The organism is Micromonospora sp. NPDC049004 (genome assembly GCF_040649315.1).
In the GTDB taxonomy this organism is placed as follows: Bacteria; Actinomycetota; Actinomycetes; order Mycobacteriales; family Micromonosporaceae; genus Micromonospora.
In genome coordinates this window covers 981,164-1,000,944 of record NZ_JBEZFG010000001.1, presented here as the reverse complement: position 1 = coordinate 1,000,944, position 19,781 = coordinate 981,164, and the positions used below count along the sequence as shown (strand labels likewise).

Here is a 19,781-nt window from a genome sequence, read left to right as displayed (position 1 = left end):
GGCGGGCACCAGCGCGACGACGGCAGGGGACATCGGGTGGAGCGACCTGGGGATCTCGCCTCGGCGATCGACGCGGCCGCCGAAACGCTGATCGCCGTGCTCGACTCGGCGGCGTCGCGGCATCAGGTGCCACCGACGCAGCTGCGGGTGCTGATGCTGATCAGCGGCCGGCAGGAGACCAACGTCAACGGCCTCGCGGAGTTGCTGGACGTGGTGCCCTCCTCGGCCAGCCGTCTCTGCGATCGGCTGGAGGCGACCGGTCTGTTGCGCCGGGTGGCCGACCCGCGCGACCGGCGGGAGGTGCGGTTGGTGCCGACCGCCGCCGCCCTGACCCTGCTGCGGGAGCTGGCGGAGCGGCGCCAGCGCGCGGTGCAGGCAGTGCTGGACAGGATGCCCCCGCGGATGCAGCACGATCTGTTGCTGTCGTTGCTCGCCTTCGGTCGCGCGGCGACGCAGACGGTGCCGGAGCAGCAGAGCGATCAGGCGGTTCAGACGGCCTGAACCGCCACGCTCCTTCCACTAGTATCCTAGGACGCCTTAAGCGTGGTGATCCACGCCACAGTGCGGCACAGCCGCACCAACGGCACGCGGCGGCGGCCGAGGAGCGCGGGGGAGCCCGATATAGTGGCAGCGCACTCAGCCGGCCCGTGATCATCGAGATCACGGGCCGCATCAGGGCAGAGGTCCCATCCCGGGGCCGCAGGGGAGCCGGCGGTTGCCGGCCCGACAGCGCGTACGACCTCCGCCGCGCCCGTTCACGGTCTGGCGTCGGGGCGTGCGGTGGAGGAGGTTCGGTGTCGCGTCGGCCGGCTCGGGCAGAGCATCCGCGGGACACCGGCGACCAGGCTCCCGGCGACCAGGTGCTCACCCTGCCCAACCTGATCAGCTTCGGGCGCCTGCTGGGCGTACCCCTGTTCCTCTATCTGTTCCTGGTGGCCCGCGCGGACGTGGCGGCGGTGGTGGTGCTGGCCATCGGCGGCACCACCGACTGGGTCGACGGTTGGATCGCGCGCCGGCTGCGTCAGGTGAGCCGGCTCGGAGAGCTGCTCGACCCCCTCGCCGACCGGCTCTACATCCTCGCCACGCTGCTCGCCTTCACGGCCCGGGAGGTGGTGCCGTGGCAGTTCACGGCGGCGCTGCTGGCCCGGGAGGCGCTGTTGCTCGGCTCGCTGGCGGTGTTGCGCCGCTACGGGTACGGGCCGCCGCCGGTGCACTACGTGGGCAAGACCGCCACGTTCCTGCTGCTCGCGGCGTTCCCGGTGCTGTTGCTGGCCACCGAGTGGAGTGCGGCGGCGACGGCCACGGCCGCGATCGGCTGGGGGCTGGCCTGGTGGGGGCTGGTGCTCTACTGGGTGGCCGGCGCCATGTACGTGGTGCAGGCGGCGCGGCTGGTGCGCGCGGCGCGCGGCCCGGGAGCGGCCACGTGAGCGCGACGCCGCCGGAGCGTCCCCGCACGGATCGGGTGTACGCCCCGGACTTCCTCACCGAACTGTTCCGCAACCCCCTGGATCCGGGGTACGCGGACGCGGCGGCCGCGCGCCGGCGGGCGGCGTCGTCGCAGGACGACGCGTCCCCGGGTTGGCCGGCGCGGTCGGTCAGTCTGGTCGTGGTGGTGGTGCTGGGCTTCCTGTTCGCGGTGGCGTACCGCCAGACGATGGCGGACGAGCCGGGGCGTGCCCAGGCCCGCTCCGGGTTGGTGGCGCAGATCAAGGAGCGGGAGGGCCAGACCGACCGGTTGTCGGCGCGCGCGGACCAGCTGCGCGAGGAGGTCAGCCGCCAGCGGGACGCGGCGTTGAGCGGGTCGACCGCGGCCCGTCTGCGGGAACTGGAGGCGGTCACCGGGCTCGGCCGGGTGCGGGGTGACGGTGTGGTGGTGCGCCTGGCGGACGCGCCGGGCAACGCGGACGCGGTGACCGGTAAGGGCGCGGGGCCGTCGCAGGTGCTGTACAGCGATCTGCAGGGTGTGGCGAACGCGTTGTGGAGCGCCGGCGCGGAGGCGATCTCGATCAATGGGCAGCGGTTGACGTCGACGTCGACGATCCGGACGGCGGGCGAGGCGATCCTGGTGGATTTCCGGCCGGTGACGGGGCCGTACGAGGTGTCGGCGATCGGGCCGGGGTCGATGCGGCGCAAGTTCGAGGACAGCCGGAACGCGGCGGTGATGCGGGAGGTCGCGCAGAAGACCGGCCTGTCGTTCGGTGTGCGCAAGGCGGAGGACCTCACCCTGCCGGCGGCTCCGGAGCCGCAGCTACGCTACGCCAAGCCGTCGGTCAGTCCGAGCCCTTCTGGGTCGGGTGTCCGGTCCGGCAGTCCTGGGTCGTCGGGTTCGCCGGGGACCGCTAGTCCTTCCGGAGGTGGCGGATGATCGCGGTGCTGGCGTTGCTCGCCGGTGTGGTGCTGGGCGTGTGGCTTGATCCCACGGTGCCGGCGGCGTTGCAGCCGTACCTGCCGATCGCGGTGGTCGCCGCATTGGACGCGGTGTTCGGTGGGGTGCGGGCGAAGTTGGACCGCATCTTCGACGACAAGCAGTTCGTGGTGTCGTTCATCTCGAACGTGCTGGTGGCTGGTCTGATCGTGTATCTGGGGGATCAGTTGGGGGTGGGCGGGCAGTTGTCCACAGGTGTGGTGGTCGTTCTGGGTGTGCGGATCTTCGGGAATGTGGCGGCGATCCGTCGGCACCTGTTCCGGGCGTAGGTTTGACAGCGATGAGCGACGAGCAGGCGGAGACGGGGACGGGTTGGCCGCAGCCGGCGGGGCCGGGGCGGCCGGGTGGGCCGGCTGGTGAGCCGGATCCGCGGCCGGACGCGCCGGACCCGGACGAGTTGAGTCCGTTGGCGCCGCACGGTCCGACGGAGGAGCCGGAGTCGCCGGACGCGGAGCCCGGGGTGGCCCCGGTCGATGACGGCGCGACGGTGGACCTGAGCGCGATGTCGCGTCCGGCTGAGCCGGCGGACGAGCCGGTGGTGGAGTCGGCCCCCGCGGCGTCGGTGCGGTCGCGGTTCAGCGCGGCCGGGGTGATGATCGCGGCGTTGTTGGCGTTGCTGGGGTTCACGCTCGTCGTGCAGTTGAGGACGACGTCGACGGATCCGACGTTGGGGGCGACGCGTCAGGAGGACCTGGTGCGGATCCTGTCGGATCTGGATGCGCGCGAGAACCGTCTCCAGCAGGACATTCGGGCGTTGGAGGACAGTCAGCGGCAGTTGGCCTCGGGTGCGCAGGGTCGGCAGGCGGCGTTGGACGAGGCGACTCGTCGGGCGGACGAGCTGGGGATTCTGGCGGGTACGTTGCCGGCGGTGGGTCCGGGGTTGACTGTGCAGTTCTCCAGCAACGGGATCAAGCCGATCACTGCGGACCGGGTGTTGGACGCGGTGCAGGAGTTGCGGGGCGCGGGCGCGGAGGCGATGCAGATCTCCGGTGGTGACCGGGAGACGGTGCGGGTGATCGCATCGACGTACTTCCTTGACGGGGACAACGGGTCGTTGGTGGTGGAGGGGCGTCGGTTGACGGGTCCGTTCACCATCACGGTGATCGGTGATCCGGCGACGATGCGTACGGCGTTGAACATTCCTGGTGGGGTGGTCGCGTCGGTCCGGGGTGACGGCGGTAACGTGACGTTTGGGGAGCGTGAGGTTGCCGAGGTTTCGGCGCTGCACGTGCCGACCAAGTAGGAACACGCCCGTCCGGTCTCCTGACCGGCGCGGCCGCGCCGGGCCCGGGTGGTCCGGGGCACCGATGGATGAAGGACGCGTCTGGTGATTCCCGAGGATCTGCGATACACCGCCGAGCATGAGTGGGTGGCGGGTGACGGTACCGGCTCGGTGCGGGTCGGCATTACGCACTTCGCGCAGGACGCGTTGGGTGACATCGTGTACGTGCAGTTGCCGGAGGTGGGTGCGGCCGTCGCGGTCGGTGACTCGCTGGGTGAGATCGAGTCGACCAAGAGTGTGTCGGAGATCTACGCGCCGGTTGCGGGCACGGTGGCGGCGCGTAACGACGCGCTGGGTGACACTCCTGAGCTGATCAACACGGATCCGTACGGTGCGGGTTGGCTGGTGGAGATCACGCCGAACGATCCGACGGCGACGGACGGGTTGCTGACGGCGGGCGCGTACCAGAAGATCACCGAAGGCTGAGTGTGCTTGATCCGGTGTGCGGGATGTCTGCGCGCGTCCGGTTGCCCTGCATTTCGGCGCTGGCTAGGCTCGCCCAGTCGACCGAGAAGAACCCATTAGTTGAGCGTTGTGGAATTGCCTTCCCGGGCACGGGGAGCCAGCCGCCGGGTGGACGAGCGCCCGGCGGCCAGACCCGCCATTACCCGACGCCGACCGAACAGATCCGTGAGGTGGTCCCATGACGCGCCCAGACGACGAGTTCCCCCCACTCGACGTCACCTCGACGCTCAATCTCGGCTCGCTCGACGAAGTGCTGGAAGGGCCGGACACCGATGTGGTGCCGAGCCGGATGTCCGGTTCGTTGCCGCCGGGTATGGCGCTGCTGGTGGTTCGTCGCGGCCCGAATGCGGGTGCCCGGTTCCTGTTGGACCACGATGTGACGACCAGTGGCCGGCACCCGGACAGTGACATCTTCCTCGACGATGTGACGGTGTCGCGCCGGCACGCGGAGTTCCACCGTGATGGTGGGACGTTCACGGTGCGGGACGTGGGTAGCCTCAACGGCACGTACGTGAATCGTGAGCGGGTCGAGGCGGCCACGTTGAGCAATGGTGACGAGGTACAGATCGGTAAGTTCCGGGTGGTGTTCATCGCCGGTCCGCGCCCGGAGGAGGAGGCCGGCCGGGGGTGAACGAGCCTGCGGCCTCCACGCCACCCGGGGCGGCCCGGTCCCAGCCGCTGATGAGCATCGGTGAGGTGCTGGGGCAGTTGCGGGTGGATTTCCCGGACACGACGATTTCGAAGCTGCGGTTCCTCGAGGCCGAGGGGCTGGTGGAGCCGCAGCGGACGGCGGCGGGTTACCGGAAGTACAGCTGGGACGATGTGGCGCGGTTGCGGTTCGTGCTGACCGCGCAGCGGGACCGCTACCTGCCGTTGCGGGTGATCCGTGAGCAGTTGGCGCAGTGGGATTCGTCCGGCGAGCAGCCGGAGCGGTCACGGCCGGCGTTGGTCGCGGTGGGGCCCGATGGTGAGGTGCCGGGTCGGGAGTCGGCGGAGCCGGCCGAGTCGTCGCAGGTGCGGCTCGGCCGGGCTGAGCTGGTGGCCCGCAGTGGGATCGACGAGTCGACGCTTGTGGAGTTGGAGCGGCTCGGTGTGCTGGTGTCGGATCCGCCGGGGTGGTACGACGCGGATGCGTTGATCATCGCGTCGGCGGTGGCGGGTTTGGCGGCGTACGGGTTGGAGCCGCGGCACCTGCGGGGTTACCGGAGTGCGGCCGATCGTGAGGTCGGGTTGTTCGCGCAGTTGGTGGCGCCGTTGGCGCGGCAGAGTGATCCGGCGGCGCGGGCGCGGGCGGCGGAGACGGCGCGGGAGTTGGTGGCGTTGTCGGAGCAGTTGCACGCGGCGTTGGTGCGGGTGGGGCTGCGGTCGACGTTGGGTCGGTGAGGGTGCCCGGCAGGTGGCGGTGGAGCGGAAAGATCTCTTCTGCGAAGCGTGCCGTAGGCTTGCCGGGGTAACCCCTCTCTGGCGCGGGCGTGGTGCTGTAGCGCATCGGACGACCGTGTTGCGGTCCGTGTACCGTGCAGGGAAGGGCGCGGTGCGGCGTAGGTGACAACGACACGGAGGCGGCGGTGCGCGAGCTGAGCGTGGTCGGAGTTCGGGTGGAGCTGCCCAGCAACCAGCCGATCGTCCTGCTCAGGGAGGTCGAGGGCGACCGCTATCTGCCGATCTGGATCGGCGCGGTCGAGGCCACGGCTATCGCTTATGAGCAGCAGGGGGTCAAGCCGGCCCGTCCGTTGACGCATGATCTTTTGCGGGATGTGTTGGCGGCGTTGCAGGCGCCGTTGCAGGCGGTGGAGATCACCGAGCTGAAGGAGAACGTGTTCTACGCGGATCTCCTGATCGGCGATGGGGTGCGGGTGTCGGCGCGGCCGAGCGATTCGATCGCGTTGGCGTTGCGCGTCGGTGCGCCGATTCGTTGTGCGGAGCAGGTCCTCAGCGAGGCGGGGATCGTTATCCCCGATGAGCAGGAGGATGAGGTGGAGAAGTTCCGCGAGTTCCTGGAGCAGGTGCGTCCGGAGGATTTCGCGGGCTGAGCGGCTTCGGTTCCGCGTTGGTGTCACGGTGGGTGACGTCGGCGCGTGGTGGTGATCTTTCTCGGTGGCTGCGCGGCGTGTCGCGTCGGTTCCTCCGTGGTAACCCCTGAAGGTGGCGTTAGGGTTGCCGTGTCGAGGGGTGCGCGTCGGACGAAACGATGCGTCGCCGCACTGACGGGGAGGTTGTCCGGATGCATGAGCCGCAGGATCCTGATCCGGGTACACAGGTGGATGAGCCGGGCGCGTCGTCGCCGGGTGTGGCGACTGAGGGTGACGGCTCGGTGGGCTACCGAGGTGTGACGGCCTGCCACGCGGTGGGCATCAGTTACCGGCAGTTGGATTACTGGGCGCGGACGACGCTTGTGGTGCCGAGTGTGCGCGACGCGTCGGGTTCGGGGACGCAGCGGTTGTACTCGTTCCGCGATCTGGTGGTGTTGAAGGTCGTGAAGCGGTTGTTGGACGCGGGGGTGTCCCTGCAGAACATCCGCAAGGCGATCGAGGCGTTGCGGTCGCGTGGTGTGGAGGATCTGGCGGGCATCACGTTGATCTCCGACGGGACGACGGTGTACGAGTGCCGGTCTCCGGAGGAGGTGGTCGACCTGTTGCAGGGTGGCCAGGGCGTCTTCGGGATCGCGATCGGTGGGGCGTTCAAGGAGATTCAGGGGTCGTTGTCGCATCTGCCGGCGGAGCCGGCGGCGAGCGGCCCGGCGGAGCCTGCGGTGGAGTCCTCGTCGGATCCGGTGGGTGACGAGTTGGCGGCGCGGCGGGCGAGGCGTCGGGCCGGCTGAGTCGCGGTGCGCGTCCGTTGGCGTGCGGTCCGTTGATACGGGTGACTTTTTGGCTGCGGCCGCCTGGTGACTGTGGGTCAGGTCGTGGTGTCCGGGTGAGGGTTCCCCGGGTGGCCGATTCCACTGTGGACACTGTCGGTGCTCTTCTGGTTGCCGTCGGTGGATTTCGGGTTCCCTTGTGATGACGGTGCGTGTGCGTCAATTGTCGGGAAACCGATAGGGGGGCCCTGACCGGAGGTCGCGGGCACGCTATGGTCCGTCACGGTCCCTGGCGTGCCGCCGTGGCATGACGGTGTGGCGTCGGTGGCCGTTGCCCCTGCGCGTCACCGCGCGCGCGACCTGTCACCCCGGAAGGAACGACCGTGACGGTTACGGAAGAGACCGCTCCAGCCTCGAATTACGACCGCATCGGCGGTGCGAGTTCGGTGAAGGCGGCCGTGGAGCTGTTCTACGACAAGGTGCTCGCCGATCCGGAGTTGGCGGGTTATTTCGCCACTGTGGACATGACGGGTCAGCGTCGGCACCTGGCGTTGATGTTGACGGTGGTGCTGGGCGGCCCGAACGAGTACACCGGTCGCGGGTTGGCCGAGGCGCACCAGCCGTTGGGCATTCCGGTGGCGCACTACGCCAAGGTGGGTGAGTACCTGATCGCGACGCTGGCCGAGCTGGGCGTTCCGGCCGACGTGCAGGACGACGTGCGGGCGGTGCTGGTGCAGGTGCAGGACCAGGTGGTGGCCACCGGAGAGCGTCCGGGCGTCTGAGCGTGGACGCGGCCCGACTCAAGCAGAGTTGGTCCCTCGTCGCCGGGCACGGCGACGAGGTGCCGCTCTACTTCTATTCAACGTTGTTTCTGGCGCATCCCGAGACGCGGCAGATGTTCCCCACGAACATGGCGGGGCAGCGGGACCGTCTGGTCACCGCGTTGGGTCACATCGTGTCCCACGTGGACCAGGTCGATCGGCTGGTGGGTTTCCTGCAGGACCTCGGCGCGGATCACCGTAAGTTCGCGGTCCGCGCGGAGCACTATCCGGCGGTCGGTGAGGCGCTGCTGGCGACGTTGCAGCATTTCCTCGCCGAGCAGTGGACCGATGAGCTGGCCCAGGACTGGGCTGCCGCGTACGGGCTGATCGCGCAGGTGATGATGGAGGCGGCGCAGGCCGCCGAGGCGGTGAACCCGCCGTGGTGGGTGGCCGAGATCGTGGCCCATGAGCGGCGGGCGTTCGACGTGGCGGTGTTGACGGTGCGTCCGCAGTACCTTTTGCCGTTCACCCCGGGTCAGTCGATCGGGGTGTCGCATCCGTCGGTGCGGTCGTGGCGGTACTACTCGCCGGCGAACGCGCCACGCGCGGACGGCACGCTGGAGTTGCATGTGCGGGCCGCGCCGGGTGGCGCGGTGTCGTCGCGGCTGGTGTACGGCTCGGCGGTGGGGGACCGCGTGCATCTGGCCGCTCCGGTGGGGGACCGCCTGTCGTTGTGGTCGGCGGGTTCCAGTGATCTGTTGCTGCTGGCGTCGGGCACCGGCTGGGCGCCGGTGAAGGCGCTGGTGGAGCAGGTCGCCGCGGAGGGGTCGGGTCGTCGCGTGGATCTGTACGTGGGTGCGCGGTCGCGCAGCGAGTTCTACGACAGCGACGCGATCGACAAGTTGGCGTCGTCGTATCCGTGGTTGACGGTGACGTACGTGGTGGGCGCGGACGTGAACCGCCCGGGTGAGTTCGTGTACGCGGTGGACCGGGCGTTGGCCGATGGGGACTGGCGTTCGCGGCACGTGTACGTGTGCGGGTCGGACGAGATGGTGTCGCACGCGGTGCAGTCGTTGGCTCGGGCGGGTTACCACGAGGGTCAGGTGCATCACGAGGGTCTGGGCAAGCAGTGGTACGGCCCGGCGTGGCGTACGGCGGTCCAGCAGTCGAGTGAGGGGGGTGACCGGTGAGCGCGAGGAGTGAGCTTGCGAGCCCCGCAGTCGCGAAGGAAGGGCGTGAGCGGTGAGCGCGACCCCGATCAGCCGGTACGACGGTATTCAGGTGTCCGGCGGTGTGCAGGTGCGGATGACCTCCGACCGGGTTCGGCGGTGGGAGTTCGGGACGGCGCCGTTCGCGCGGCGTGGCTACGACAACGCGGACGTGGACCGGTTCCGGGTGCAGGTCGCCGACGAGTTGGATCTGTTGGCGACGCAGATCGCGAACCTGCGGGCGGAGAATGAGCGGCTCACCGACCGGGTGGAGTTGCACCGCCACGGGGTGATCCCGAGTACGCCGGCGGCGGCGAAGGTGCCAGCGGCCAAGGAGGTGAATCTGCTGTCGGCGGCGCAGCGGGAGGCCGAGCAGATCATCGCGCAGGCGCACGACTACGCGCGGCGGGTCGCCGAGTACGCCCGGATGCAGTACGAGAGTTACATGCGGGCGGCGGCGGAGGAGGCGAAGCAGGAGGCTGAGCGGGCGGTCACGGAGTACCGCAGTTCGGCCGGGTCCAGCTTCGACGACACGGTGGCGACCCGGGAGGCGTTGCGGATCTTCGGCGAGATGATGGTGTCGCACATGCAGGCGGCGGCGCGGCATCTCGACGACGGCAGTGAGCAGTTGGCGCGCACGATGGACCGGATCGCGAAGGAGACGCCGGGGGCGCCCTTCGTGGGTGGCGCGGCCGGGCAGGCGGCGTTGCCCCGTCACCACCAGCGGTGAGTTGTCAGGGGTGGGGTTCGCTGCGGTGGACCCCACCCGGCGCGCTGGCGGCGGTGGCATAGTCGAAGGGGCCAGGCGGCGCTGATATCGGTGGCCCGCCCCGGGGAGAGGCGCCGTCGTGTCCGTATCACCCTCACCGGATCCGCTGGCCGCGTTGGAGGCTTCGGCGTGGGCTCTGGCGGCCGCGGTCGGCACCATGAGTGACGCCCTGTCGGCCCCGCTCGCCGAGGTCCTCGCGGCGTCGCCGCACCGCAGCGCGGTGCTGGAGGCCGCTGGTCTGCTGTCCTGGGATGCTGGGGTGCCGGTCGCGCACCCGTCGCTGTTGGCTGCCGACGGGCCGACCGGGCGCAGCGCGGTGCAGGCGCGGTTGAGTTCGCTGCGCCAGGCGGTCGCCGCGGCGGCGCAGGAGCCGTCCGGGCCGGGCGGGACCGGTTGGGCGGAACTGGGCGACGAGGTGTTGCTGCATCAGGGCCGGGCGTCGGCGGCGACCGGCCGGGCGTTGGCCACCCGGGTGGTGCCCGAGTTGCCGGGGCTGGCGCGGCGCCTGGGCTCGACCGACGGCCGGGTGCTGGACGTGGGCACCGGTGTGGCGGCGTTGGCGGTTGCCCTGGCCCGGGCGTTGCCCCGGGCGTCGGTGGTGGGGATCGACGTGCTGCAGCGGGCGTTGGACCTGGCCCGCGGGGAGTTGGCCGCAGCGCCCGACGTCGCGGATCGGATCAGTCTGCGCCGTCAGGACGTCGCGGAGGTGGCCGAGCCGGGCGGGTACGACCTGGTGTGGCTGCCGGCGCCGTTCCTGCCCCAGCAGACGTTGACGGTGGCGTTGCCCCGGCTGGTGCAGGCGTTGCGGCCGGGCGGCTGGCTGGTGGCGGGCACCAACCCGCCGGCGGCGGATCCGTTGCGGGCGGCGGTGGGCCGGTGGAACGCGGTCCGTGACGGCGGCAACGCCTTCGACGCGGACCGGATGGCGCAGGTGCTGGAGGGGGCGGGGCTGGTGGATGTCCGTCGTTTCCCGACCGTGCCCGGCGGGCCGGTGCTGGTCGCCGCGCACCACCCCGGCGGCTGACCCCGCCGACCGGGGGTGCCCCTCGACGGTTGGGTCGGTCAGGTGGCGGCGGCGCGGATGGCGTCGGCGATCGGGGTGGGGCCGTCGACGAGTTCCAGGGTCGTGCCGGCGGTGCGGGGCTCGTCCAGGAGCGCGGCGAGGACGTGGGCGACATCGGCGCGGCTGATCGCGCCGCGGCCGGCGTGTGGGGTGAGGGTGACCTGCCCGGTGGGTTCGTCGTCGGTGAGCCGGCCGGGGCGCAGCACCGTCCAGGCCAGGTCGCGGGCGCGCAGGTCGTCCTCGGCGGCTCGTTTGGCGCGTAGGTAGGCGGCCCACACGTCGTCGGTGCCGGCGGCGGGTGGCTTGTCCACGCCCATGGAGGACACCAGCAGGTAGCGGTGGACGCCGGCGCGGGTGGCGGCGTCGGCGAGCAGCGCGGCGGCGCCCCGGTCGACGGTGTCCTTGCGGGCGGCGCCGCTGCCGGGGCCGGCGCCGGCGGCGAAGACCACCGCGTCGGCGTCGCGCAGGTGCGCGGCGACCTCGTCGACGTCGACGTGTTCGAGGTCGCAGACGACCGCTGTGGCGCCGGCGGCGCGCAGGTCGTCGGCCTGGTCGGGGTTGCGGATCAGGCCGACGGCGGTGTCGCCGCGGTCGGCGAGGTGCCGCTGGAGCAGCAGGGCGATCTTGCCGTGGCCTCCGGCGATGACAACACGCATGTGTCCAACCTACCGCTGTCGCCGGGCTTGACCTTGACCTGCGGGCAACCCCCAGGCTGGTGTGTGCCGGTCACCGTGACCGGCGCGAGGAGGAAGCCGACGTGGGGTTGTTGACCATCGGGGCGTTCGCCCGGGCGGCGGGACTGACGCCGAAGGCGTTGCGCCTGTACGGACGGGTGGGGGTGCTGGCGCCGGCCGCGGTGGATTCCGAGTCGGGATACCGGCTCTACGAGCCGCGGCAGGTGCCGCTGGCCCGGCTGGTGGCCCAGTTGCGTCGCATCGGCATGCCGCTGGCGCAGATCCGCGCCGTGTGCGAGCTGGAACCCGCGGCGGCGGCGGAGGCCGTCACCGCGTACTGGCGGCAGGTGTCGGTCGACACCGCGGCCCGCGCCCCGCTCGCCGGCCTCCTCGTGGATCACCTGTCCGAGGGGAGCGCCACCGTGTCGAGAACGAACCGCACCGTCGCCGTCCGCTACGCCGCCGGTTGTGACACCGGGACCGTGCGGGACAGCAACGAGGACGTCGCGTACGCCAGTGAGCGGTTGCTGGCCGTCGCCGACGGGGTACGGGGGCCCGGCGGCGGGGCGGCGAGCGCCGCCGCCGTCGACGCGCTCACCGCGTTGGAACTCGCCGACGGGCCGGCCGTCGACCTGCTGACGATGCTGGCGGGGGCGGTCACCGACGCGGACCGGGTCGTGCGCGAGTTGGCGACCGACGACCACCAGCCGGCGACCACGCTGACCGCGCTGCTGCGCAGCGGCACCCACCTGGCGCTGGTGCACGTCGGTGACACCCGCGCGTACCTGCTGCGCGACGGTGAGCTGTCCCTGTTGACGCAGGACCACACGTGGGTGCAGGCGCAGGTGGATCAGGGCCGGCTCGACCGCGACGAGGCGGGCGCGCATCCCCAGCGGGCGGTGCTGGTGCGCGCGCTGGGCGGCGGTCAGCAGGTCGAGGCCGACCTGGCGTTGCGGGCGGCGTTGCCCGGTGACCGGTACCTGCTGTGCTCCGACGGGCTGTGGGCTGTCGTCGACCGGGTCGCCCTGTTCTCGACACTGAGCGCGGCGGCCGATCCGGAGCACGCGGTGCGGGCCCTGGTCGACGCCGCGCGGGCCGCGGGGGCGCCGGACAACATCGCCTGCGTCGTCGCCGACGTCGTCGCGGTGTAGGAGCGCGGCGGGGTGGCCGTCGCGCGGGTGCGGTGCCGGCGGCCGCCGGCACCGGACGAGGCCGCTGCCGGGCGTACGGCGTCGCACGTGGCCGGCTGCCGGCGGTGTTCGGCATCGGCGGGCGCGCTGAGGCAGCATGAAGGGGTGACGAAGAGCCTGGAGGCGTTGACCTCGCTGGTGGCCGGCGGCGGAGTGGTGGTGCTCAGCGGGGCGGGGCTGTCCACCGAGTCGGGTATCCCGGACTATCGGGGGCCCAGCGGGGTGGCCCGCCGGCACACCCCGATGACCTTCCAGGCGTTCACCCGGGATCCCGTCGCTCGGCGGCGGTACTGGGCGCGCAGCCACCTGGGGTGGCGGTTGATCGCCCGCGCGGCACCGAACGCCGGGCACCGGGCGGTGGCGCGGCTGCAACGCGCCGGTCTGGTCGACGCGGTGATCACGCAGAACGTCGACGGGTTGCACGGTGCCGCGGGCAGCGACCGGGTGGTCGAGTTGCACGGGCGCCTCGACGAGGTGGTCTGCCTGGACTGCGGCAACCTGACCTCCCGAGAGGAGGTGGACCGGCGGCTGCGCGAGGCCAACCCGGACTTCGTGGCCCGTGCCGCCGCGGTCAACCCGGACGGTGATGTGGATCTCCCCGATGAGCAGGTGGCCGGGTTCCGGCCGGTCGACTGCGGGATCTGTGGGACGGGGATGCTGAAACCGGACGTCGTGTTCTTCGGCGAGACGGTGCCGCCCGAGCGGGTGGCGCGGTGTTTCGCGCTGGTGGAGCAGGCGCGGGCGGTGGTGGTGCTCGGGTCGTCGTTGACTGTCATGTCGGGGCGCCGGTTCGTGATCCGCGCGGCGAAACACGGCATTCCGGTCGCGATCGTCAACCAGGGGCCGACCCGGGGTGACGGGTACGCCACGGTGTGCCTCGACGCGCCGCTGGGAGCGCTGCTGCCGGCGCTCGCCGACCGGGTCGCCGGCGAGGCCGCGCCGCTGGCCACAGCGGCCGGCGTGTGACGTCACAGGGGTAGGACATGAGCCGGAAACACCGGCGCTGGTAGCGTTGACCATGCCGGTACCACCCACGTGGGAGAGACCGCCCGAGAGCAGCAGGGGCGGCGCCGAAGGGGCAAATCCTCCCCGGAACCTCTCAGGCAAAAGGACCTCGTGGGCAGGCACTGTGGAGCGCTGTGCGGGCGCGACAGAGGGGGAGGCCGATCCGTCGACCTCGCCCGGGAGCGCCAAAGATGTCCGTAGAGCAGTTCGCCACCCGTCACATCGGTCCCGGCCCCGACGATGAGCGTCGCATGCTGGAGGTCGTCGGCCACGACTCGATCGACGAGCTGATGGACGCCGCGATCCCCGAGGTCATCCGCTGGCACGGCACCCTCGACCTGCCGGAGGCGGCCACCGAGGCCGAGGCGATCGCCGAGCTGCGGGCCCTCGCGGCCCGCAACACCGTCGCCGTGTCGATGATCGGCCTGGGCTACCACGGCACGCACACCCCGGCGGTGATCCGCCGGAACGTCCTGGAGGACCCGGCCTGGTACACGGCGTACACGCCGTACCAGCCGGAGATCAGTCAGGGCCGCCTGGAGGCGCTGCTGAACTTCCAGACGATGGTCACCGACCTGACCGGCCTGGCCACCGCGAACGCCTCCATGCTCGACGAGGGCACCGCCGCCGCGGAGGCGATGACCCTCGCCCGGCGGGCGTCCAAGAGCAAGAGCGGGGTGTACGTCGTCGACGCCGACGCCCTGCCGCAGACCATCGCGGTGATCACCAGCCGGGCGGTGCCACTCGGCATCGACGTGCGGGTCCTCGACGTCGAGCGCGACGAGCTGCCGGCCGAGTTCTTCGGCCTGCACCTGCAGTACCCGGGCGCGTCCGGCGCGGTGCGCGACCACGCGGGTCTCGTCGAGGCGGCGCACGCCGTCGGGGCCCTGGTGACCGTCGCGGCGGACCTGCTGGCGTTGACGCTGCTGCGGGCGCCGGGGGAGATCGGCGCGGACATCGCCGCCGGCACCACCCAGCGGTTCGGCGTACCGATGGGCTTCGGTGGGCCGCACGCCGGCTACCTGGCGGTGCGCTCGGGCCTGGAGCGGATGCTGCCCGGGCGCCTGGTCGGGGTGTCCCGCGACGCCGACGGCAACCCCGCCTACCGGCTGGCGTTGCAGACCCGCGAGCAGCACATCCGGCGGGAGAAGGCGACCAGCAACATCTGCACCGCCCAGGTGCTCCTCGCGGTGATGGCCGGCATGTACGCCGTCTACCACGGCCCGGACGGGCTGCGCGCCATCGCGGCGCGTACCCACGCCATGGCGGCGCGGCTCGCGGCCGGGCTGCGCGCCGGCGGCGTCGACGTCGCGGACGTCGCGTTCTTCGACACGATCACCGCCCGCGTGCCGGGCGCGGCGGCGCGGGTCGTCGCGGCGGCCGCCGAGCGGGGCGTGAACCTGCGGCTGGTCGACGCCGACCGGGTGGGGATGTCCTGCGACGAGACGACCACCGACGCGCACCTGCGCGCGGTGTGGGCGGCGTTCGGTGTGGACGCGTTCGACGGCGACGCCGACGCGGCCCTGCCGGCCGACCTGACCCGCGGCACCGACTTCCTGACCCACCCGGTGTTCCGCAGCCACCACTCGGAGACGGCGATGCTGCGCTACCTGCGCCGGCTGTCGGACTTCGACTACGCCCTGGACCGGGGCATGATCCCCCTCGGCTCGTGCACGATGAAGCTGAACGCGACCACCGAGATGGAGCCGATCTCCTGGGCGGAGTTCGCGCACATCCACCCGTTCGCGCCGGACGACCAGACCGCCGGGTACCGGGAGATGATCGGTCAGCTGGAGTCGTGGCTGGCCGAGGTGACCGGCTACGACGCGGTGAGCGTGCAACCCAACGCCGGGTCGCAGGGTGAGCTGGCCGGTCTGCTGGCCATCCGCTCCTACCACGCGTCGCGGGACCAGGCGCACCGCGACGTGTGCCTGATCCCGTCGTCGGCGCACGGCACCAACGCGGCCAGCGCGGTGATGGCCGGCATGCGGGTCGTCGTGGTGGCCTGCGACGACGACGGCAACGTCGACCTCGTCGACCTCGACGCGAAGATCGACAAGCACCGCGACGCGCTCGCCGCGATCATGGTGACGTACCCGTCGACGCACGGCGTGTACGAGACGGGCATCGCGTCGCTGTGCGCGAAGGTCCACGACGCCGGCGGCCAGGTGTACGTCGACGGGGCGAACCTCAACGCCCTGGTCGGGTTCGCCAAGCCGGGCAAGTTCGGGGCGGACGTGTCGCACCTGAACCTGCACAAGACGTTCTGCATCCCGCACGGCGGCGGTGGCCCCGGGGTGGGCCCGGTGGCGGTGCGCGCGCACCTGGCGCCGTTCCTGCCCGGCGACCCGCTCGGCGCGCACGCCGACGCCACCCCGGCGATCTCGGCGGCGAAGTACGGGTCGGCGGGCATCCTGCCGATCCCGTGGGCGTACCTGCGGATGATGGGCGCCGAGGGCCTGACCCGGGCCACCGGCGTGGCGGTCCTCGCCGCGAACTACGTGGCGGCGCGGCTGCGCGGGCACTACCCGGTGCTGTACGCCGGCAACAAGGGCCTGGTGGCCCACGAGTGCATCCTCGACCTGCGGCCGTTGACCAAGGCGACCGGGGTGAGCGTCGACGACGTGGCCAAGCGCCTGATCGACTACGGCTTCCACGCGCCGACGATGTCGTTCCCCGTCGCCGGGACGCTGATGGTCGAACCGACCGAGAGCGAGGACCTGGCCGAGCTGGACCGGTTCTGCGACGCGATGATCGCGATCCGCGCGGAGATCGACCAGGTGGGGTCGGGGCAGTGGCCGGCGGGGGACAACCCCCTGGCGAACGCGCCGCACACCGCAGCGATGGTCAGCGGCGACGAGTGGCCGCACGCGTACCCGCGTTCGGTGGGCGCGTACCCGGGCGGGGTCGACCGGGCCGGGAAGTACTGGCCGCCGGTGCGGCGCATCGACGGCGCGTACGGAGACCGGAACCTGGTCTGCTCGTGCCCGTCGCCGGAGGCGTTCGAGGACTGACGTCGGCAGGCCGGGGCGGGCGGTTTCTGGCCGCCCCGGCTACGCCGCGACCTGGGCGCAGACGTCCCGTACCGGGGGACTAGCCTGGGTCGACGGCGGCTGGTGTGGTGACGCTGGGTGGTCGTTCAGGCCACGAGAGCGTGTCGGGCGGGGCCGCGGTGCGGTGCGATGCTGCTGCCGTCGGGAAGCAGCTCGCCGGTGTCCTCGAAGACGATCACACCGTTGCAGAGCAGGCTCCAGCCCTGCTCAGGGAAGCAGGCGAGGACCCGGGCGGCTTCCCGGTCGGTGGCTTCAGCTAAGGGGCAGGTCGGTTGGTGCTGGCACATCGGGTTCTCCGGACTGTGGGGGCACTGTGTCATGGTTCACATGACCAGTGACGCACAGTACCAAGCGAAAGTGTCCAGCATCGAGCAGGTGCCGGCCTGGCGTACGGGAAATCCACTGAACGGATGAGGAAGGTCGGACCATACGGCGTGGAAACGCTCCCACAGGTGCCTGTCGATGTGCCGGCGGCACCCACCGCGTGTCGCGACACGCTCGCTGAACGCGCCCGCCTGCACTGGCGCCGCACCGACGGCGGCGACCCCGCGGTCCTCGCCGAGGAGTTCCTCGCCGCGCACGGCCTGAACCTACGCGACCTCACCCGGCTCACCCCCACCCACCACGACACCCGCGCCTGCGGCGCCGCCCTCTACCTGTCCGCCGCCGCCGGAGCACACCTGGCCGGCGCCCCCACCGCGGCGCCCGAACCCGCCCCGACCCTGCCCGACCTCGCCGTCGTCGTCTACGACCACGCTCGGACCCGACGCGCCCCCGCCCGCACGGCGACACCCTGGTGGCTCGGCGACTGGACCGACAGCTGGACACCCGAGCAGCACGCCGCCGCCGTCGACGCCATCCGCGCCGCCATCGGCCGCGGCGACGTCTACCAGGCCAACCTCGTCGGCCACGCCGCCGCCCCCTACACCGGTGACCCCCTGCCCGCCCTGCGCCGCCTCGGCGCGCTGCCCGGCGCCCGCTACGGAGGGGTCCTCACCGGCGACGGCTGGGCCATCGGCTGCGCCTCACCGGAAACCCTCATCGAGGTCCGCGACGGACACCTGATCACCCGACCCATCAAGGGCACCCGCCCCGCCACCGCCGCCGGCCGCGCCGAACTACTCAGCAGCGCCAAGGAACGCGCCGAACACATCATGATCGTCGACCTGGAACGCAACGACCTGGCCCGCATCGCCCGCACCGGCACCGTCACCGTCGACGACCTGTTCGCCGTACGCCGCTGGTGCGACCTGTGGCAGGCCGAGTCGACAGTGCGCGCCACCGCCGCCGACGGCCTCGGCCTGGCCGACCTGCTGCGCGCCACCTGCCCCGGCGGCTCCGTCACCGGGGCGCCGAAACTCGCCGCCCTGACCCACATCGCCGCCGGAGAACCCGTCGGCCGCGGCGCCAGCATGGGCGCCCTCGGCTGGGTCGCACCCGGGCACGTCGACCTCGGCCTGACCATCCGCACCGCCGCCACCGACGGCGACATGATGCACACCTGGGCCGGCGGCGGCATCACCTGGGACAGCGACCCCGCCGCCGAGGTCGCCGAAGCCGCAGCGAAAACCGCGCCCATCCGCGCCACCCTGGCCGGACGCTGACCCGGCCACCGGCGGCGATACGCTGACCCCCATGACCATGCGGCCCATCCGGATCATCGGCGACCCCGTCCTGCGCACCGAATGCGCGCCGGTCACCACCTTCGACGCCGAGCTGCGCGCCCTGGTCACCGACCTCATGGACACCCTGCTGGGCGAACCCGGCCGCGCCGGCGTCGCCGCACCGCAGATCGGCGTCGACGCCCAGGTGTTCGTCTACGACGCCGACGGCCACCGCGGCCACCTCATCAACCCCACCCTGGAACTGTCCGACGAACTCCAGGACGACGAGGAAGGCTGCCTGTCCATCCCCGGGCTGTACTTCCCGACCGTACGGGCCCTGCACGCCACCGCCCACGGCGTCGACCAGAACGGCGAACCACTCACCATCAGCGGCACCGGCTTCCTCGCCCGTGCCCTGCAACACGAGACCGACCACCTGCGCGGCACCCTCTACGTCGACACCCTGCGAGGCGACACCCGCCGCCGGGCCCTGCGCGAGATCCGCGCCGGCCGCTTCGACTCACCCAGCCGCCGCGCCTAGAGCCCCCGCACCCGGGCCCGCCCGGTCCCGGTCAGCGGGCCACCCACTGGTCGTGACCCAACTTGGCGACCAACGCCAGCACCACGACCAGCAGCACCACCCGCACGAACCCCGACCCGCGCCGCAACGCCATCCGCGCACCCAGCACCGCGCCCGCGACGTTGCACACCGCCATCCCCGCGCCCAGCAACCACCACACGTGCCCGGTCACCCCGAACACCACCAACGCGCCCAGGTTCGTGCCCGCGTTGATCACCTTCGCCATCGCCGACCCGTGCACGAAGTCCGCACCGATCAGCGCCGTGAACGCCACCACCAGGAACGTCCCCGTACCCGGCCCGATCAACCCGTCGTACAGGGCGATACCGACACCGGCCACACCGATCGCCACCGCGACCCGCACCGGCGTCCGCCGCGCCGGCACCGCCACCACCCCCAGCCGCGGACGCAGCAGCACGAACGCCGCCACCGCCACCAGGACCACCAACACCACCGGCCGGTACGCCGACGCCGGCACCGCCCCGGCCAACGCCGCACCCACCCCGGCGCTGAGCACCGCCAACCCCGCCGCCGGCCCCACCACCCGCCAGTCGAGCTTCGTGCGCCGCGCGTACGTCGCCGCCGCCGTCGTCGTACCGAAGATCGCCGCCAACTTGTTCGTGCCCAACGCCGTGGCCACCGGCAACCCCGGCGCGGCCACCAGCAACGCCGGCAACAGCAACAACCCACCACCGCCGACCACGGCGTCCACCCACCCGGCCATCGCCGCGGCGACCAGCAACGTACTCAGCGATACGGCGTCCACGGGCCGCAATTCTTCCCACCCGACGCGCCCGACCGGCCCCCGAAGTGGCAAGACTCACCGCTCACCGACCCCGCGTACGCCGCAACCACACCCCCAACGCGCCAACCGCCACGAACACCAGCATCGAACACAGCAG

General features: G+C 71.9%; 22 protein-coding genes and 1 riboswitch. Of the genes, 19 read left to right on the top strand and 3 right to left on the bottom strand.

Annotation, left to right across the window (positions count from 1 at the left end):
• The first annotated feature begins 36 nt into the window (after nt 1-36).
• From AB0B97_RS04540 to AB0B97_RS04475, 14 genes are all read left to right on the top strand, one after another.
• The gene (locus tag AB0B97_RS04540) at nt 37-501 is read left to right on the top strand and encodes a MarR family transcriptional regulator (RefSeq protein ID WP_357490632.1); all 465 of its coding nucleotides are present in this window, start codon (nt 37-39) and stop codon (nt 499-501) included.
• Nucleotides 502-794: 293 nt separating this feature from the next.
• The gene (locus AB0B97_RS04535) at nt 795-1,427 is read left to right on the top strand and encodes a CDP-alcohol phosphatidyltransferase family protein (protein ID WP_234586119.1); all 633 of its coding nucleotides are present in this window, start codon (nt 795-797) and stop codon (nt 1,425-1,427) included.
• A complete protein-coding gene (locus AB0B97_RS04530) occupies nt 1,424-2,365 on the top strand; it encodes a DUF881 domain-containing protein (RefSeq protein ID WP_357490548.1) in 942 nt (313 codons plus the stop codon). The genes AB0B97_RS04535 and AB0B97_RS04530 overlap by 4 nt, the downstream gene beginning before the upstream one ends.
• Nucleotides 2,362-2,694, top strand: coding sequence for a small basic family protein (locus AB0B97_RS04525; protein WP_007460356.1), 333 nt, complete (start codon nt 2,362-2,364; stop codon nt 2,692-2,694). Before AB0B97_RS04530 ends, AB0B97_RS04525 begins: the two co-directional genes overlap by 4 nt.
• A gap of 11 nt (nt 2,695-2,705) precedes the next feature.
• A complete protein-coding gene (locus AB0B97_RS04520; protein ID WP_357490546.1) occupies nt 2,706-3,668 on the top strand; it encodes a DUF881 domain-containing protein in 963 nt (320 codons plus the stop codon).
• 84 nt (nt 3,669-3,752) lie between these two features.
• Nucleotides 3,753-4,133 carry a glycine cleavage system protein GcvH gene (gene gcvH / locus AB0B97_RS04515; RefSeq protein WP_234586125.1) on the top strand — a complete coding sequence of 127 codons (381 nt, stop codon included), beginning with the start codon at nt 3,753-3,755 and terminating at the stop codon, nt 4,131-4,133.
• A gap of 217 nt (nt 4,134-4,350) precedes the next feature.
• Complete coding sequence (locus tag AB0B97_RS04510; RefSeq protein ID WP_007071101.1) at nt 4,351-4,803, top strand: FHA domain-containing protein; 453 nt, start codon at nt 4,351-4,353, stop codon at nt 4,801-4,803.
• A gap of 50 nt (nt 4,804-4,853) precedes the next feature.
• Nucleotides 4,854-5,555, top strand: coding sequence for a MerR family transcriptional regulator (locus AB0B97_RS04505; protein WP_234586290.1), 702 nt, complete (start codon nt 4,854-4,856; stop codon nt 5,553-5,555).
• Nucleotides 5,556-5,740: 185 nt separating this feature from the next.
• On the top strand, nt 5,741-6,205 hold the full coding sequence (locus AB0B97_RS04500) for a bifunctional nuclease family protein (protein WP_007460347.1): 465 nt from the start codon (nt 5,741-5,743) through the stop codon (nt 6,203-6,205).
• A 191-nt stretch (nt 6,206-6,396) separates the two neighbouring features.
• Nucleotides 6,397-6,993 carry a MerR family transcriptional regulator gene (locus AB0B97_RS04495; RefSeq protein WP_357490544.1) on the top strand — a complete coding sequence of 199 codons (597 nt, stop codon included), beginning with the start codon at nt 6,397-6,399 and terminating at the stop codon, nt 6,991-6,993.
• A 362-nt stretch (nt 6,994-7,355) separates the two neighbouring features.
• Nucleotides 7,356-7,754, top strand: a complete 399-nt coding sequence (locus AB0B97_RS04490) for a group 1 truncated hemoglobin (RefSeq protein ID WP_308195378.1) — start codon at nt 7,356-7,358, stop codon at nt 7,752-7,754.
• Nucleotides 7,755-7,756: 2 nt separating this feature from the next.
• Complete coding sequence (locus tag AB0B97_RS04485; protein ID WP_357490542.1) at nt 7,757-8,923, top strand: globin domain-containing protein; 1,167 nt, start codon at nt 7,757-7,759, stop codon at nt 8,921-8,923.
• A 52-nt stretch (nt 8,924-8,975) separates the two neighbouring features.
• Complete coding sequence (locus AB0B97_RS04480; RefSeq protein ID WP_234586171.1) at nt 8,976-9,671, top strand: DivIVA domain-containing protein; 696 nt, start codon at nt 8,976-8,978, stop codon at nt 9,669-9,671.
• Between the two features lie 118 nt (nt 9,672-9,789).
• Entirely contained in the window at nt 9,790-10,734 is a 945-nt protein-coding gene (locus AB0B97_RS04475) for a class I SAM-dependent methyltransferase (RefSeq protein WP_357490540.1), read from the top strand.
• Between the two features lie 38 nt (nt 10,735-10,772).
• Here the strand turns inward: AB0B97_RS04475 and AB0B97_RS04470 are convergent, their stop codons facing one another.
• Complete coding sequence (locus AB0B97_RS04470; protein ID WP_234586175.1) at nt 10,773-11,429, bottom strand: SDR family oxidoreductase; 657 nt, start codon at nt 11,427-11,429, stop codon at nt 10,773-10,775.
• Nucleotides 11,430-11,530: 101 nt separating this feature from the next.
• Here AB0B97_RS04470 and AB0B97_RS04465 point away from each other — a divergent pair, with 101 nt between their 5' ends.
• From AB0B97_RS04465 to gcvP, 3 genes are all read left to right on the top strand, one after another.
• A complete protein-coding gene (locus AB0B97_RS04465; protein ID WP_357490538.1) occupies nt 11,531-12,598 on the top strand; it encodes a MerR family transcriptional regulator in 1,068 nt (355 codons plus the stop codon).
• A gap of 144 nt (nt 12,599-12,742) precedes the next feature.
• Nucleotides 12,743-13,603: an NAD-dependent protein deacetylase gene (locus tag AB0B97_RS04460; RefSeq protein ID WP_357490536.1), complete on the top strand. Its 861-nt coding sequence runs from the start codon at nt 12,743-12,745 to the stop codon at nt 13,601-13,603.
• 60 nt (nt 13,604-13,663) lie between these two features.
• Nucleotides 13,664-13,762: riboswitch (glycine riboswitch) on the top strand.
• A 71-nt stretch (nt 13,763-13,833) separates the two neighbouring features.
• On the top strand, nt 13,834-16,656 hold the full coding sequence (gene gcvP, locus AB0B97_RS04455; protein WP_357490534.1) for an aminomethyl-transferring glycine dehydrogenase: 2,823 nt from the start codon (nt 13,834-13,836) through the stop codon (nt 16,654-16,656).
• 125 nt (nt 16,657-16,781) lie between these two features.
• Here gcvP and AB0B97_RS04450 read toward each other — a convergent pair whose 3' ends face one another.
• Nucleotides 16,782-16,982 (bottom strand): DUF5999 family protein, encoded by a 201-nt coding sequence (locus AB0B97_RS04450; protein WP_234586185.1) that lies wholly within the window; start codon nt 16,980-16,982, stop codon nt 16,782-16,784.
• 96 nt (nt 16,983-17,078) lie between these two features.
• Between AB0B97_RS04450 and AB0B97_RS04445 the strand changes: the two genes are divergently transcribed.
• On the top strand, nt 17,079-18,299 hold the full coding sequence (locus tag AB0B97_RS04445) for a chorismate-binding protein (protein WP_357490630.1): 1,221 nt from the start codon (nt 17,079-17,081) through the stop codon (nt 18,297-18,299).
• A gap of 31 nt (nt 18,300-18,330) precedes the next feature.
• Nucleotides 18,331-18,840 carry a peptide deformylase gene (gene def, locus AB0B97_RS04440; RefSeq protein WP_357490533.1) on the top strand — a complete coding sequence of 170 codons (510 nt, stop codon included), beginning with the start codon at nt 18,331-18,333 and terminating at the stop codon, nt 18,838-18,840.
• A gap of 31 nt (nt 18,841-18,871) precedes the next feature.
• On the opposite strand, the gene AB0B97_RS04435 is transcribed toward def, so the two are convergent.
• Entirely contained in the window at nt 18,872-19,645 is a 774-nt protein-coding gene (locus AB0B97_RS04435) for a TSUP family transporter (protein WP_308195379.1), read from the bottom strand.
• Nucleotides 19,646-19,781: the final 136 nt, after the last annotated feature.